The sequence below is a fragment of the Bacillus sp. DX4.1 genome (assembly GCF_030348195.1).
Lineage (GTDB): Bacteria > Bacillota > Bacilli > Bacillales > Bacillaceae_G > Bacillus_A.
Genome location: NZ_JAUCFT010000008.1, coordinates 2,345,234 through 2,360,896, shown reverse-complemented (window position 1 = coordinate 2,360,896; position 15,663 = coordinate 2,345,234). Strand labels below are relative to the sequence as shown.

Sequence of the window (15,663 nt, the reverse complement as noted above, 5' to 3'; positions counted from 1 at the left end):
CTAAAACCTTGATAGAAATAAGTCGAATTGAGAACAAAACGTAAAACTGTCTAGACAGTTTTACACCTTTCAAAACAATCTGTTTAGATTTTGAAACGCGACAGTTTGTTATAAAGAGTAGCTCTAGAAATTCCTAACAATGCCGCAGCTTTCGATTTATTTCCATTCGCTTCTTTTAAAATACGTTCGATTAATCCACGCTCTTCTTCTTCGCGAACCACTTTCATTGCTTGTTTCCGCTCTGGTAAAGAGTGAATCATTGGTACTAACTTTTTCTGTTCCATGTCTCGGTAAAAGAACTCTTCTGGCAAATCCTTAGCTCGTATATGCGTATCATCTGATAGAGCATATAGTCTTTCTAACACATTGATCAATTCACGCACATTGCCAGGCCAATTGTAATGAAACATAAGCCTTAATACTTCCTTATCGAGTGTTTTCTCTTCGGCACCGTAAATTTGACAAAGTTTTTGTATATATTCTTCAACAATAAGCGGAATATCTTGCTTACGATAACGAAGCGGTGGAATATCAATTGGAATCACATGGAGACGATGGTATAAATCCTCTCGAAATTCTCCATCTCTCACCATCTGTTTTAAATCTTTATTCGTCGCTGCAATCAACCGAAAATCAACATGAATCGGATGTGTACCACCAATTCTTTCAATTTCTCGTTCTTGTAAAACACGCAAAATCTTCACTTGTGTTAATAAGGACATATCGCCAATCTCATCTAAAAATAACGTTCCATTATGTGCAAGTTCAAATTTCCCTGTTTTTCCATTCTTTTTTGCACCTGTAAAGGCTCCTTCAGCATAACCAAACAACTCAGATTCTAATAAATTATCTGGAATTGCCGCACAGTTTACACTGACGAATGGACCATCCTTTGTTACCCCAGTATCATGAATAGCCCGTGCAAATTGCTCTTTCCCAACACCACTTTCACCTGTAATCAAAACAGATGCTTTTGATTGTGCTGCTTTCCGAGCAATTTTTTTCGTTTCTGAAATGGCCGGACTTTCTCCAAGAATATCTTCAAATCGAACAAGACGTTGTTTCTTTTTCGGTTTAGCAAACAATGGTTTTATTGCACTATCATTTTGATCAAAACGCTCTAATATTTTATAAATATCCGAAATCCCTTCATGTATGAGCATCCCAACAGCACCAATCACTCTTCCTTTCTTCCATATTGGCATGCGATGCACAACTAAGTTTTGTCCTTGCAAACGGTGCACTTGATTTCGCTCTGGAACACCTGTTTTCAATACAACTGGAAGCCGCGTATTATCAATTACATTTTCAACGAGCTGACCAATTGCTTCTTCTTTTGTCACCCCAACAAAGCGACTATACGTTTCATTAAACATTTGAATGACGCCATGTTCGTCAACAATCGTAATCCCTTCATAGGCAGTGTCAAAAGATAACTTTAACCATTCAATCATATGTTGTGCCTCATTTAATTGTTGTTCTATATATCTTTGAAAGGAAAAAAGTTCATGCTGTTCTATTATTCCTTCCAGTATCCCATCATGTTCGTTCCTTACATAGAACGGGATACGCTCTAACTCTTGCATAGAAACAGATACACTGCCCCGTTCAAAAAGATGATTCACTATCATCTTGACTGGTGCATCCCCATTTCCATGTTTTTCTTGCCACTGAACACAATCTAGTAATTTCACAATTCCAACCATTCGCTTCCCTTCTAGCACAGGAAGTTCATTTCTTTCTGATGCAATAGACAGTCGGACTGCGTCAGAAATCGTATCGTTTATTCCCACAAACTGAAAATCTTGATTCATCCACTTTCTTACGGAGTAATCTTCTGTTGAAATCATATTTTCACCCCTTAAGCAAAACACTTCACTGATATAAAAAGACGATGAATTTCCACATCAAGCAGCTGTATTCGCCAAAGATGTATCATCATCGCCTTTCTTCTTTGTTCTATTGATCGTCAGATAAAACTGTTTTTGCAATTCCGTTATCTAATTCCTCGAAATCATGATATGAAATTGTTTCATATAATTCACTTCTCGTTTGCATATTGGAAAGTCCTTCTTTTTGAGAGCCTGTCTCCTTAATTAATTGGAATACACGCTCATATGCTTTCGCGGCTACGCGAAGTGATGTTACTGGATAGATGACCATTTGGAATCCCATATTTGCAAATTCTTCTGCACTATAATATGGTGTTTTCCCAAATTCGGTCATATTTGCAAGCAGTGGAACATTTACTTTATTTGTAAATAAACGAAATTCTTCTTCAGATTGAAGTGCTTCTGGGAATACAGCATCTGCACCTGCGTTTACGTAAGCAACCGCTCTTTCAATCGCTGCATCTAAACCTTCTACCCCGCGAGCATCGGTACGTGCAACAACAACCAATGTTGGCGCAACTTCTTTAATCGCTTTAATCTTTTGTACCAGCTCTTCAGTAGAGACGAGTTTTTTCCCATTTAAATGGCCGCATTTCTTCGGCAATTGTTGATCTTCAATTTGAACGGCTGCTACATTTGCTTCTAACATTTCCATCGCAGTACGTGCTACATTTAGCACCCCGCCAAATCCTGTATCAATGTCAACGAGAACAGGTAAATCTGTTGCTCGTACAAGGTCTCTTGCTCTTTCAGCCACTTCAGTAGACGTCACAATTCCTAAGTCTGGTAAACCCTTGCTCGCTGTATAAGCAGCTCCCGATAAATAGAGAGCTGAAAAACCAGCATTTTTCGCAACAAGGGCAGCCATTGCATCATGTGCACCAGGAATTTGTAAAATTTCAGGTGCTTCTACTAAAGTTCGAAAGCGATTAGCCAACTCTTCTTGCGTTGACTGTTGTTTCACAATCCAAGCCATGCCTATTCCTCCTCACTTAAATTAAGAAAAGATCTACAAATTCGTTTACATTCATATTTTCTAATTTTTCTTCATTCAAACAAGCTTCATGAATCTGTTCCTGTTGTTTATTTGAATAATGAACAGCAATGTTCGCTGTAAACTTTTGTACGACTTTCGGAATCGCTTCTTCTCTGCGGAAACGATGACCAAGTGGATACTCACACTCTACATTTTCTGTTACTGTACCATCTTTAAAATGAACTTGAACTGCGTTGGCGATTGAGCGCTTGTTCGGATCAAGATAATCAAGACTGTACTGTTTATTTTCTACAACAACCATCTTATCCCGTAAGTCGTCTACTCGAGGATCAAGTGCCACTTCGTTTTCATAGTCATCCGCAACGATATCGCCTTTTAATAGACCAATTGCAGTAATATATTGTAAGCAATGATCACGGTCAGCCGGATTGTTAAGCGGGCCTTCTTTATCAATAATACGAACTGCTGATTCATGCGTCGTAATTGTAATACGGTCAATTTCGTCTAAACGATCTTTGATTACTGGATGCAGTTTCACAGCACATTCTGCAGCTGTTTGTGCATGGAATTCTGCTGGGTATGATACTTTAAACAACACGTTTTCCATTACATAAGAATCTAAAGATCTTGCTAACTTCAGCTCTTGTTTATTAAATAATACGTCTTGGAATCCCCAACCTGGCGCAGATAATGCTGTTGGATAACCCATTTCACCTTTTAGTGCCATAAGTGCAAGATGAACACCACGGCTCGTTGCATCTCCAGCGGCCCATGATTTACGAGACCCTGTATTTGGAGCATGACGATATGTACGTAAACTAGAATTATCAATCCATGCATGAGACAATGCATTATTAATTTCTTCTCGCGTACCACCTAACATTTTTGTAACAACTGCTGTTGTTGCTACTTTTACATATAACACATGGTCAAGACCAACGCGGTTTAAACTATTTTCTAACGCAAGTACACCTTGAATTTCATGAGCTTTAATCATCATTTCTAATACATCGCGCACCTTTAATGGCTCTTTTCCTTCCGAAATACGAACACGGCTCACGTAATCAGCAACTGCTAAAATACCACCTAAGTTATCGGACGGATGGCCCCATTCTGCTGCAAGCCATGTATCGTTATAATCAAGCCAACGGATCATACAGCCAATATTAAAAGCACCGCGAACTGGATCGAGAACAAATGAAGTCCCTGGTACACGTGTACCATTTGGCACAACAGTTCCTGGTACAATCGGTCCAAGTAACTTCGTACATTCTGGATATTGTAATGCTAAAATACCACATCCAAGTGTATCTAATAACACATAGCGAGCTGTGCTAAATGCTTCTGAACTTGTCACCTCTTTATCTAGTACATAATCCGTAATTTCCTCTAATAATGCATCTCTTTTTTTGATTTCGTTTGTTTTTATCATGCTATCCTTCCCTTTCTGTCGAAATTTCGTTATTATTAAGGATGGGTGTCGGTCAAACACCCATCTGGCGGGCGGCCTTAACAACTCCCCAGTTGTTTTTATTTACTAAATGCATGTCGCTCGCCGATATAATTTACACGTGGGCGGAACAAGCGATTGTTTGCATGTTGTTCAATAACATGTGCGCACAATCCGACTGTTCTTGAGCTGAAAAAGATTGGTGTGTACAATTGAATTGGAATACCTAGCATCCAATATACTGGAGCTGCATAGTAATCTAGATTCGGATAAATTCCTTTTTCCTTCTCCATAATTTTTTCCCCAGCTTCACACATTTCATATAACGTATGATCACCTTTTACCTCACATAGTTGCTTTAAAGCTTCTTTCATCATAAGTGCTCTTGGATCGATCTTCTTCATATAAACACGATGACCAAATCCCATGATTTTTTCTTTGTTATATAGTTTCTTTTGTAATAACTCTTCAAACTTTTCAACGCTACCTGCTTCCAAAAGCATGTACATAACTGCTTCATTGGCACCGCCGTGTAGACTTCCTTTTAAAGAAGCAACTGCTCCTGTTAAAGCACCATATAAATCAGATTGCGTGGATGCGATAACGCGAGCCGTAAATGTAGAGTTTGGCATTTCGTGTTCGCTATATAAAACGAGAGAGCGGTCAAAGATCTTTTCTTCAAGTTCAGACGGCTTTTTACCTGTCAACATATAGAAGAAGTTTGCACTATATGATAACTCTTGCAGTGGATGAACCGGCTCTTCATTATTTAAAATATGATAACTGTTCGCCACAATGTTAGGCACCTTACTTAACAGTTTATAACCACGGCTTTTGTTCACTTCTAGTGAACGATTCTCAATGTCATCATCGTATCCAGCTAATGCAGATACGCCCGTACGTAACCCATCCATTGGATGCGTCTGTTTTGGCAATGCTTTTAAAACATCGAAAACACCTTCTGGCACCTCATACTCTTGCTTTAATTTCTTTTCAAGTGTTGCTTTTTCATCCTCATTCGGTAGACGTTCCTCTAATAAAAGGTGCACAATTTCTAAATAACTTTTTGTCTTTGATAACTCAATTAAGTCATATCCTTGAATAACAATTTCACCTTTTACCGTATCTAGAAACGAAATCTTCGTCTCCGCTGCGACTACACCATCTAATCCTGGGGAAAATTTTTCTTCAGCTTTCATTTTGTTTCCTCCAATCCTAATCGATCTTCGTGCACATGCTTGTAAGCCTTTTCAAGATTATGAAAATATATCTCCATTTCAATGTATCAGAGTTTTTAGAAGATTTCAATTTATTTTATATTTATAAGTTTGCTATACTTTTCTCACCCAAACTTTACTATTTTTTGAGAATAGCAATTTAATTTTCCTATCAAAAAAGGAGTGAGATTTATACACCTCTCACTCCAAAAGCTTTTCTACCTGTACCTTTAAGGATTTTTTATTTGTTAAAACTTATATGTCCCTTTATTTCACAATCCATTGAACCATTTTATTTAGGTGCCATATGGTCTGTATTTTTCTCAATTCACAAGAAAAAGCGAGTTGCATACATATGCAATTCGCTTAAACGATTCATATTCTACTATTATTGAAATACAATTGTTCTATAAAATATTTCTGCTAGTAATAAAGTGATTATTTTACATAGTTAAATTCAATTTCATCGATAGTGGTATTATAACCCACACCTAAATCATATTCTTGAAAGTACCAAATGTCATCGAAATCTACGAAAAATAAGATACCATCTTTTTCAATAAATGCTGCTACATCTTCTGGCTGCTCAAGGGCTAATCCTAAAGAATAACCTGATTTCTTAGTTTTTTAAGCATATTACAACATTCACAATCGACACACCATCCTATAGAAAACATGTATGCACATATATAGCACGTACAAGAATATACTGCTGTATCAATCGATTTAGGAGTGATTCTATTATGTATCCATTCTTCTCAAGGATTGCTGTTGTAGCTCCCGCTGCTCCTTCAGTCCATATTGCCCCTGTCCATACCGCAAGCTCTGATGTCGGGGTCCAACTCCCTGCTGTGTGGCAACCATATCAATTATCTGGTCAGACTCCTTCTTTTTGGCATCACGGAACGCCCCCTGGAAGCACCTATCCTTCTCATACTTATCCCCACTATCCCACATATGCTGCTCCTCAATTTTTTTATCATTTCCCATCCATTTATTTTCAAAATTTTTATGGGACTTTTAATATCTAAAATCTGAATAACAACTTGAATAGGAAATCTTTAAATCTAATAAAAGCCGATTTAAAAAATGGACTTTTATCACTGTACCTTTCCTTTTAACAGCTTGAGCAATTATTCTAACAGCATTTATGACTATTACAACTAGACTTACAACTATAATGATTATGTTTTGATGATTGCATTGAAGGACAAGGTATAAAATATATTGGTTTGCAACAACCACAAACACTTCTCCATTTCCAACTATCAAAAGAAGACTTATGCTTCTTTTTACATCCAGATCCCATAAACTTCCCTCTCTTATACTTTATTTTCATATCCGAGTAGAGGACAAGCTGCACTCTCATTACTACAACATGAAATAGCGACTGTTTTTGTATAACAAATGTGTTGAGATAATGTAAAAAAACACTTATGATACCGAATTAAATACGATATCATAAGTGTTTTTATCTATACTATTTTTACTAATATAAATGCTGGGTACCACCTCTATTATTGACCACCATTTTGATTAGAGTTTGTATTACCTTGACCATCCCCATTTCCAGTTCCCGGGGTACTACCTTGACCACTTCCGTTTCCAGTGCCTGGGGTGCTTCCTTGGCCATTTCCGTTTCCAGTGCCTGGGGTGCTTCCTTGACCGTCCCCGTTTCCAGTGCCTGGGGTGCTTCCTTGACCATTTCCGTTTCCAGTTCCCGGGGTGCTTCCTTGACCATTTCCGTTTCCAGTTCCTGGGGTGCTTCCTTGACCATCTCCGTTTCCAGTGCCTGGAGTGCTTCCTTGGCCATTTCCGTTTCCGGTGTTTGGTGTGTTTCCTTGGCCATTTCCGTTTCCGGTGTTCGGTGTGTTTCCTTGGCCATTTTGATTGTTTGCATTGTTATCTTGATTATTACCCTGTTGATTTTGCTCTTGTTGTTTATTACTATCTTCCGTTTGTTGTTGCTCTTCTTGCTGTTTGTTTTGGTCATCCGTTTTCTTTTTCTCAGTTGAGTTCGTACTTGGAACTTTCACACTGGAAGAAGAATCGCGTTTTGCACCTTTCACACGTAATTCATCACCTTCTTGAATAACGCTACTTGGTTGTTTAAAACGTGCTGTACTTGTTCCAAACTCACTCATCATCTCTTTAAACATACGTTGTGCGATAGGGGTTGAGTTGGCATTAAGATAACCGTCCCCTTTGTTATTATATCCTGTCCATACTGCCATTGTATATTGCGGTGTATAACCAGCAAACCAACTATCAGGAGATGCCGATGCAGGTATATCATATTTCGCTAAGTCTTTAGCGTCATAGTTTGTGGTTCCAGTTTTACCGGCAACGTCTAATGAACTCACATTTGCCTTCGTACCTGTACCAGAATTGACAACCGATCGCAGCATATCTGTAACCATATAAGCTGTATAATCTTCCATTACTCGTTTTTGTTTTGGTTTAAAACTTTTTTCTTTTCCATCAGAAAAAACTACTTTTCTTACAAAGTGTGGTTTATTGTATTTACCATCATTACCAAAAGCAGCATAAGCGCCTGCAACATCTAATGGCGAAGCCTCATTAGTACCAATTGCACTTGATTCTACTGCACCGTCTTTACCGAATGTAAGACCAAGACTTTCTGCGAAGCTTTGCGATTTACTTAGTCCTACTTCTTTCGCTGTTTTGATAGCTGGTACGTTACGAGACATTTTAAGAGCATCGCGCATCGTCATAGCACCTTTGTATGTTTTATCAGCATTTTGAACCTGTTGTCCTGATGAATATTTATATGCAGAATCATCAACTTGATGATTCGTTGACCATTTTAAGTATTCAATTGCTGGACCATAATCAAAGATTGGTTTCATTGTTGAACCTACTGGACGTTCCAGTTCAATAGCCATATTATACCCTTTAAATGTTGCTTTACTTTCACCACGACCACTACCGATCGCACGAACTTCTCCCGTTTTTGTATCCATAAATGTAAATGCACCTTGGAATTTATCGTTTGGATAATCAATAATATTCTCGTTTAGAAGATTATCTGCAAATTGTTGTGCCTTTGTATCTAATGTTGTGTAAATTGATAATCCATCAGCACCGATATTCACATCCGGCATTTCTGTTTCAATTTCTTTCACCACAGCATCTAAAAAGGCAGGATATGGCATCTCTGTTACTTCTTTAGGTGGAAGGAGCCCTTCTGTTACAGGCACTTTTTGCGCTTCTTCCATTTGTTTTTTAGAAATATATCCATGTCGATTCATTAAATGCAACACAACATCACGACGTTCTTTTGCTCGCTCTACATTTTGTTGTTTTGTTGGATCATAAATACTAGGTCCTTTTGGTAGTCCTGCAAGCATCGCCGCCTCTGGTAAAGTTAAGTCTTTTAACTCTTTTCCATAGTAATTTTCTGCTGCTGTTGCAATACCGTAAGAGCGATTACCTAGATTAATCTTGTTTAAATACATTTCTAGTATTTCATGTTTTGAATATTGTTGCTCTAGTTTATACGCTAAATATATTTCTTGTACTTTACGCTTTGATGTTTTTTCCATCGAAAGAAAGTAGTTTTTGATAACCTGTTGCGTAATTGTACTACCACCTTGTGAACCATATTCCCCCGTAAGACTGACTAAAACTGCACGTGAAGTCCCTTTAAAGTCAATCCCATTATGCTCATAAAAACGGGCATCTTCTGTTGCTAAAAATGCATTTTCTACTAATTTTGGAACTTGATCATAAGTGATATTTGTTCGTTTTTCTTTACCGTATTCATATATCAATTTTTCATCTTTATCATAGATTTTTGCCGATAAAGGGTTAACAAGTTTTGCTTTATCAAGTTTTGGAGCATCCTTTATCATAATGAAAAAAGTAGTAATTCCAGCTACGAGTGTCACGATTCCAAGTATTAAGCATCCTATTAAAAATTTACGAAAAAGGGACTTTTTCCCCTTCGTTTTTTCTTTAGTTGTGCTTGGTTGTTTCTTCTTTTGAACTTGTCTTCGCTCTTCTCGAGAACGATAGTTTTCTGACATGTTGCTTTCTCCTGCCTTTCATTTCTCCGAAAAAATCGATTCATGTGCCTTCTTATTAACACGATTACAAGAAAAGAAATTGATCAGTATCGTGTTAACTTATGCCCATTCACCTGAATTTTCATAATATACACAGCACAGCAAATTTGCAATCTCTTATTACTCAATAATCATACAACTCACACCTTATTTAATTTGTTAATAGATAGATAATTTCCCTACTGTTTTTTTACCTTCTTTCCTCTTCAAAATGAAACCACACCGTAAAAAACTTTCCTATGATTCAATAAAAATATCACATTTATGTTAATTTCGTGTGAACTTGCCAAAAAGCCCTGCCAATCAGCAAAGTAAAGTTAAACCAGTGTGCCTCATCATCTTAAAATAATAATAAAAATGTTCCATTCACGTCGTATAAAAATAGGTGAATGCATATATATCCTCCGTTTATCAAAGTCAGACGAATTTTTTCTAATTCCTCTCATATAAACAAAAATAAGCAGAAGTTCTCTAACAAAATTTAATATACTACATTATCCTGAAATTTTATACCATTCCGCTTTAAGAATTTCTGCGCTAATCGGGTCCCTACAGCACCTTTCCCTTTACTTCCCGTATAGTTTGAAGGTGAGTACATTATATATCAAATAAAAAAACACCCATTTGGATGTTTTTATTTTGTGCTCTTAGCAACTTCTTTCTTCATTAAGCTTAAAAATTTGATACAACCTTATGTAGAATAACTGTGAAATGATTTTTCCTTACAGGAATAACGTTTTGAACAGCTATGTTATAAGAACCCGTTTCCTCTTTTTTTTGTTCAACAATTTGCTTTAAAACAAATGCAAGAGAATCATTCTCTTCAAGTACAATATCAATAAACTCTTGTTCGTTCATAATCTATCCCTCCTTTCCAATACTCATACTTCGACAAAATAGGAATTTTTCCCTTCGTCAATATATAAATATATTAAAGTAAGGAGATGAATTCATTTGACAATGTATCCGGTAATTTCTAAACATTTAGTCGCAGTAGGTTATAATTCGCCATCTATGATATTACGCATTCAATTTAAAAATGGTACATATGACTACTACAATGTACCAGAAAGTATTTACAGTAGCTTAATGAGTGCACCATCGAAAGGCACCTATCATGCAACACACATAAAAAATTCTTATCGCTATACTAAAATTGGATAAAAGTATAACTATTCTAGAGAAGTTGTTGTATGCTTCTCTTATTTTTTTATTCGTGTAATTCATTCACCTATGGCGCAAAACATAGGCTACAATCCACCAACAATAGTCAAATACATACAAGGTAGTCTTAACATCAATCTTACATGTCACTAATCCCTGTCACAACCCACCATAGACTAAAATAAATACCGATAAGAACAGAATAATCACTAAACGCAATTCTACAAAAATGCCCCCTTTAAAAACACACCTACAATCTCTTCTTGATTCCAATGCCGCTTATGAGCTTTTTATCGTTCACGATCTAAAAAAAAAGCATCCTATTGGATGCTTAAGGCTTCATAACCATTTAATTTTCCAATACCAGATAAATCCACTTCTGTATCGACCAAACTAGGAGTGAATTTTACTATTTTTGCTGTCCCTTGTAGAACTTCTCCTCCAGTAGTCAAAAATTCAAATTTTGGTTGCTCGTTTCTCTTCATGATTTCAATAAAAAGCTGATCTTTACTATTAAATCCACGGATAATGACTTCCCAGTCTAAATAGTTATCAATCCTTACATAAGCTACACTAAATTCAATTTCTTCTTTCATATCCCCTAAATAAGTGATTTTCTCTAGTTCAAACTGTGCCATATGATTCCCTCCTTATTTACCTTAGATATTCGACATAAAGACGGGAAACCCTACAAAATCAAAAGCATTCATTCGTGCGCTTTTGTGGTTATGGGATTCTTTCAATAGAAAAAATATATTGAGGATTATTGATCATTAACAATAAAGGCTTTTAATGTTTTTATAATAAATAAGCACCGTTCATTTGTTGAACAATGCTCATTATGTGGTTAGTTCATAAATGATGTACAAATCAACCACTTCAGTAAAAGTAAGAAAAACGAATGAAAACATTAAATTTAAATGTTGATTTTTTATGAATTATGCCCTCCTTCAATTAACGGGCGACGCTTGTTTCATAAGGCAATCACTTCTTTATTTACGCTAACGGGCAGGAATAGCTCAAAAAGTATCGAATGAATAAGTTCAATAGTTCTGTTTGATTTGGATATGAATATTAGTTAAAGATACGGTAATTACATTCCTTTTCAGTAACCGAACAAGACAATTAAATAATAGGAGGAGCAACTTATATGGATAATATATTAAAAGTATCATCAAAATCGAATCCCAATTCAGTTGCAGGTGCAATTGCAGGCGTATTAAGAGAAAAGGGTAATACAGAAATTCAAGTGATTGGAGCTGGCGCTTTAAATCAAGCGATTAAAGCCATTGCTATTGCAAGAGGATTCGTAGCTCCTAGCGGTGTTGATTTGGTGCTTGTTCCGGCATTTACAGATATTTTAATCAATAATGAGAAAAGCACAGCAATCAAATTAATTATAGGTCCTAGAAAAATTAGGTCCTAGAAAAATTAGGTCCTAGAACAAAATGGTAGATTTTCGTTGAGACCATCGATATAAGAATTATTTGAAAACCATTCTTTCATGGTTACATTAGTTTTTTGAACTAACAGGTGGCGATAGTTGAATAAGATATATGGAGGGACCGATAAAAATCGGTCTTTTTCTTTTTGTACTAAATCAACACTACAGATTAACAGCGCCTAATAAAAAAAACTATATGTCAAATAAAGATCTTTATTTACATCAAATACGTATCACTAGATCTTAAAAAAGGATTATTTCGCACTCTCCAACAAAAAGAGATCTAGCATCCATTCAATTAAGAATCCCTAGAAGAAATTCACGTGATAATAAAGTAAAATTAATCGCTACAGTTGGTGTTAAAGGAATAAGTGAAATATCACAAATTTTGTTTAGGATTTTTCGTGATGACAGAGAAATTTTCAACACACAAGTAGGAATTGAATCTACTGATTCTGAGCAGTTCTACGCTATAACATTTCAAGCCATAGATACAAATTTAAGATCTGGATCTCATGTTTATACATTAACTGTCGAGAACCTTACTCCTAATGCACGCGCAGACGTTGTTGGACCTATTTCTTTTAGTGGCCTAGCTATTGGACAAAATCATGATTGCGATTATTAGGACTAGCTTTTTGTAGTACGCTTGAGATAAGCAAGAACTAATTTCTAGGTTCTTGCTCATCATTTCATATGATTTACGTCCTTCTCTACTTTCTACTAAAGTGCACTTTTTGTTTGATTTTTTACTTTTACATAAATTACAGCTGAACCTTTTGAAAAATGAATCATATAGTGATGTAAACAATCCCTGACAAAGTAGGTGAAGATTATGCCATCTGTTGTCGCAAATCTTGTCGTACAAAATAGTAACGGTTCTTTCAACTTAGGTGATTTTTACAACGTTTCTCCAAAAGAGAATACGAAAGCTTATAATGGTTCAGGATCATCCAATGTTGCTTTTGTTACCAATACCTTTAACGGCGTTAGTGCAACAAACACATTCGATTCTGATGTTGCAGACCAAAATCAAGTCGGAACAGCCTAAATTGCCGTTTTCAGCCTGACATATTAATTCTCTATTGCCTTATTACTCACGAATAGCGAGATAAAACAATACAATTTAGAGGGCACAAAGAAAGTGAATTACACAAAGAATTCCTTTCATACATTGCTTAGTTCTTATATACTTCTTTGCAATATAAAAAGCCGACTCATAAGAGCCGGCTTTCAATTTCATTTCTACTTTAATGTCCCATCATTAATTTGTTGGTAAGTTAATATTTACAAAAGTGTTATCTGAAGAAGTGAAATTGCGAATGTGATTCTTATTTGTGTAATACTTCAGAGAAAGTGGTGTTGTTCCTGTATAAACAAAATCGCTATCCTTTAAGATTAATTCATTTGCTACAGCAGCTGAACCAGAAGCCAAAAGTGAAGCAAACGCCGGATTACTTATAGTAACTCTACATCTTTCCGCTTTATAAGTTGTGTATGGTCTGTTGGTATCAGATAGGAATAAGTTATTTTTTGTATTAATATTTACAATACAATCTTCTAGTGAGGTGTTAGGGTTTTGATTATCCACGTTCGTTATCCCTACTTCAACGGTTGTATCAGTTAACTTCGATTTGGATATAACTATATTCATAGGAATGTAGTTGTAGATATGGTTTCTCAACTCGCAACCGATAAACTCAGAACGATTGAACTCACAATTTACTGGTACTGTTGGAGTTGGATTTTCGGAACGTACTTTCAAATTATCAAAAGTACAGTTGTTATACTCACGTACTTTGAAAGTAACCTCTCTTTGTAATCCTACAGACTTAAACGTACATCCAGACATCTTATTAAGTTGCATTCTAGGAGCAGAAGGTGGATCATCAGTATAAATAACGTAGTTATCCTTGAATGTACAATTATCACCACCTACAACAAACTCTGGGTTCACGTAATGGTTGTTTGACAACATTACTCTATAGTATAGGCTATTCAAGTCCATTTTCCCGCCAGAGAAATGATTGTCTGTAATGTTAACGAAAGCAGAACTGAAATTTGATGTCATTAACCCAATATTGTTCTGACAGTTATATAAAAAGTTACCTTTAATTGTAGCATGTGTTAAAGAATACAGATTAATAGCTATGAAGTCTATATTGTATATATGGTTATTTTCAATCGCAACGTCAAAGCATCCAGTTAAAATACCATGATAGCTACCGTATATATGATTGTCTCTAATTTTACAATTCGCACCATAAGAATCTTCCATGTTAATAGAATACCTTGTTGGATCATTGAAGATAGGCTTTCCATCCAAAAACCTAACTAATCCTTTTCCATTATCACGGATTGTATTGTGTTGAATAACATTATAGTTACCGCCTAAAGTGATTCCTCCCCTATGCCCATTGAAAATTTCATTGTACTCAACGACATTATGATGAGGTATACCACCAAACATAATCGTTATTTGCATATTCTTACTTGGATTATTTTCATTATAAAACTGTAGTCTAAATTTCGTTGCGTTTATAGGAATTGAAATGTCTGTATAGATTCTTCTCTTCTTCATAGCTCCAATGAATTTGTTGTTATTGTCATAAAAGAAGATATCGAAATCTTTGTTGTTTAAATTAGTTATCCTAGCATATCCTGAACCAGATATAAGTAGGGAATTTATCTTTGGAGTTAAATTTTGAGGTATGTTTAGTAGTTTAGTTGTGAGTGTATTAGTTGAGGGGATTGGTTGTCCTGTATTGTAATCTAATGCATTTAGGGTTAATCCTTGGTCAAACTCACTGTAGTTAAAAATACTATCTGAGCTGAACGAAATGTTATCACCCATATAATCTCTAACAATACAATGATCTATTGAGCAGTAGCTAGAGCTTTTCTGAAAAAGGACTCCATACGTATGCTCCATCGCCACTTCTAAAGGATTGGAAAAGCTTCTGTCATCCCTACATCCAATAATAGTTCCACCAAATAAATGAGAATTGGTGACTTTGCTAAATATGATACTGTTCCCTTTGAAGTTGTAATAATCTGTTGTTGTTCTATTATCAAATGGTGATTTTTTATTAGAATCGTATATTACTTTTAGTGTTGATCCATTTAAATTTAAGTCCAAATTTGAAACCATAGTAATTTCACGAGGGTAACATATAGCATAATTACCTGCTGGAAGAACAACTCCAGAATAATTGTTAGCTGATGCATATTGTAATGCGCTGTTTATCCCTTGGATATTCTTATCAGCTTGTATATAATCTGCATCTACATAAGGTTTTTGGGGTAATCCTTCTGTTATTCCCCAACGATTTAATTCGAGTAAATAATCCATGTTTCTATCACCTCTTCATTTTCTTAAAATAGTATATTCATTAACATAAAAAGTCGTCT

Annotated in this window: 12 protein-coding genes and 1 pseudogene; 5 read left to right on the top strand and 8 right to left on the bottom strand. The window is 35.8% G+C overall.

Translation table 11 applies throughout. The features are described 5' to 3' along the window. Positions 1 to 83: 83 nt before the first annotated feature. The 4 genes from QUF99_RS14940 to mmgD form a co-directional block, all read right to left on the bottom strand. Entirely contained in the window at positions 84 to 1,850 is a 1,767-nt protein-coding gene (locus QUF99_RS14940; RefSeq protein WP_289371021.1) for a sigma 54-interacting transcriptional regulator, read from the bottom strand. Positions 1,851 to 1,959: 109 nt separating this feature from the next. Beyond that, positions 1,960 to 2,868, bottom strand: coding sequence for a methylisocitrate lyase (prpB, locus tag QUF99_RS14935; protein WP_289371019.1), 909 nt, complete (start codon positions 2,866 to 2,868; stop codon positions 1,960 to 1,962). A 16-nt stretch (positions 2,869 to 2,884) separates the two neighbouring features. Beyond that, positions 2,885 to 4,321, bottom strand: coding sequence for a 2-methylcitrate dehydratase (prpD, locus tag QUF99_RS14930; RefSeq protein WP_289371017.1), 1,437 nt, complete (start codon positions 4,319 to 4,321; stop codon positions 2,885 to 2,887). Positions 4,322 to 4,419: 98 nt separating this feature from the next. Then, positions 4,420 to 5,538, bottom strand: coding sequence for a citrate synthase (gene mmgD, locus QUF99_RS14925; RefSeq protein WP_289371016.1), 1,119 nt, complete (start codon positions 5,536 to 5,538; stop codon positions 4,420 to 4,422). A gap of 761 nt (positions 5,539 to 6,299) precedes the next feature. On the opposite strand from mmgD, the gene QUF99_RS14920 reads away from it, so the two are divergent. Further along, positions 6,300 to 6,587 carry a hypothetical protein gene (locus QUF99_RS14920; RefSeq protein ID WP_289371015.1) on the top strand — a complete coding sequence of 96 codons (288 nt, stop codon included), beginning with the start codon at positions 6,300 to 6,302 and terminating at the stop codon, positions 6,585 to 6,587. Between the two features lie 486 nt (positions 6,588 to 7,073). Here the strand turns inward: QUF99_RS14920 and QUF99_RS14915 are convergent, their stop codons facing one another. Continuing rightward, positions 7,074 to 9,605, bottom strand: a complete 2,532-nt coding sequence (locus QUF99_RS14915) for a transglycosylase domain-containing protein (protein ID WP_289371014.1) — start codon at positions 9,603 to 9,605, stop codon at positions 7,074 to 7,076. Positions 9,606 to 10,316: 711 nt separating this feature from the next. Continuing rightward, complete coding sequence (locus QUF99_RS14910) at positions 10,317 to 10,502, bottom strand: hypothetical protein (protein WP_289371013.1); 186 nt, start codon at positions 10,500 to 10,502, stop codon at positions 10,317 to 10,319. A gap of 102 nt (positions 10,503 to 10,604) precedes the next feature. Here QUF99_RS14910 and QUF99_RS14905 point away from each other — a divergent pair, with 102 nt between their 5' ends. After that, the gene (locus tag QUF99_RS14905) at positions 10,605 to 10,808 is read left to right on the top strand and encodes a KTSC domain-containing protein (RefSeq protein ID WP_289374659.1); all 204 of its coding nucleotides are present in this window, start codon (positions 10,605 to 10,607) and stop codon (positions 10,806 to 10,808) included. 320 nt (positions 10,809 to 11,128) lie between these two features. On the opposite strand, the gene QUF99_RS14900 is transcribed toward QUF99_RS14905, so the two are convergent. Further along, on the bottom strand, positions 11,129 to 11,446 hold the full coding sequence (locus QUF99_RS14900; protein ID WP_289371012.1) for a hypothetical protein: 318 nt from the start codon (positions 11,444 to 11,446) through the stop codon (positions 11,129 to 11,131). A 512-nt stretch (positions 11,447 to 11,958) separates the two neighbouring features. On the opposite strand from QUF99_RS14900, the gene QUF99_RS14895 reads away from it, so the two are divergent. The 3 genes and pseudogenes from QUF99_RS14895 (at position 11,959) to QUF99_RS14885 (ending at position 13,303) form a co-directional block, all read left to right on the top strand. Then, positions 11,959 to 12,234 carry a stage V sporulation protein S gene (locus QUF99_RS14895; RefSeq protein ID WP_289371011.1) on the top strand — a complete coding sequence of 92 codons (276 nt, stop codon included), beginning with the start codon at positions 11,959 to 11,961 and terminating at the stop codon, positions 12,232 to 12,234. A gap of 274 nt (positions 12,235 to 12,508) precedes the next feature. After that, a pseudogene (locus QUF99_RS14890) lies at positions 12,509 to 12,880 on the top strand (exosporium protein C); the annotation flags it as partial. Positions 12,881 to 13,087: 207 nt separating this feature from the next. Further along, complete coding sequence (locus QUF99_RS14885) at positions 13,088 to 13,303, top strand: spore germination protein (protein WP_286124940.1); 216 nt, start codon at positions 13,088 to 13,090, stop codon at positions 13,301 to 13,303. 213 nt (positions 13,304 to 13,516) lie between these two features. Here QUF99_RS14885 and QUF99_RS14880 read toward each other — a convergent pair whose 3' ends face one another. Beyond that, positions 13,517 to 15,604, bottom strand: coding sequence for a right-handed parallel beta-helix repeat-containing protein (locus QUF99_RS14880; RefSeq protein ID WP_289371009.1), 2,088 nt, complete (start codon positions 15,602 to 15,604; stop codon positions 13,517 to 13,519). Positions 15,605 to 15,663 lie beyond the last annotated feature (59 nt).

What these genes read in the sequence shown, in the direction of transcription:
- QUF99_RS14940 (WP_289371021.1), bottom strand. Translation starts at nt 1,850, where the DNA reads ATGATTTCAACAGAAGATTACTCCGTAAGAAAGTGGATGAATCAAGAT.
- prpB (WP_289371019.1), bottom strand. Translation starts at nt 2,868, where the DNA reads ATGGCTTGGATTGTGAAACAACAGTCAACGCAAGAAGAGTTGGCTAAT.
- prpD (WP_289371017.1), bottom strand. Translation starts at nt 4,321, where the DNA reads ATGATAAAAACAAACGAAATCAAAAAAAGAGATGCATTATTAGAGGAA.
- mmgD (WP_289371016.1), bottom strand. Translation starts at nt 5,538, where the DNA reads ATGAAAGCTGAAGAAAAATTTTCCCCAGGATTAGATGGTGTAGTCGCA.
- QUF99_RS14920 (WP_289371015.1), top strand. Translation starts at nt 6,300, where the DNA reads ATGTATCCATTCTTCTCAAGGATTGCTGTTGTAGCTCCCGCTGCTCCT.
- QUF99_RS14915 (WP_289371014.1), bottom strand. Translation starts at nt 9,605, where the DNA reads ATGTCAGAAAACTATCGTTCTCGAGAAGAGCGAAGACAAGTTCAAAAG.
- QUF99_RS14910 (WP_289371013.1), bottom strand. Translation starts at nt 10,502, where the DNA reads ATGAACGAACAAGAGTTTATTGATATTGTACTTGAAGAGAATGATTCT.
- QUF99_RS14905 (WP_289374659.1), top strand. Translation starts at nt 10,605, where the DNA reads ATGTATCCGGTAATTTCTAAACATTTAGTCGCAGTAGGTTATAATTCG.
- QUF99_RS14900 (WP_289371012.1), bottom strand. Translation starts at nt 11,446, where the DNA reads ATGGCACAGTTTGAACTAGAGAAAATCACTTATTTAGGGGATATGAAA.
- QUF99_RS14895 (WP_289371011.1), top strand. Translation starts at nt 11,959, where the DNA reads ATGGATAATATATTAAAAGTATCATCAAAATCGAATCCCAATTCAGTT.
- QUF99_RS14885 (WP_286124940.1), top strand. Translation starts at nt 13,088, where the DNA reads ATGCCATCTGTTGTCGCAAATCTTGTCGTACAAAATAGTAACGGTTCT.
- QUF99_RS14880 (WP_289371009.1), bottom strand. Translation starts at nt 15,604, where the DNA reads ATGGATTATTTACTCGAATTAAATCGTTGGGGAATAACAGAAGGATTA.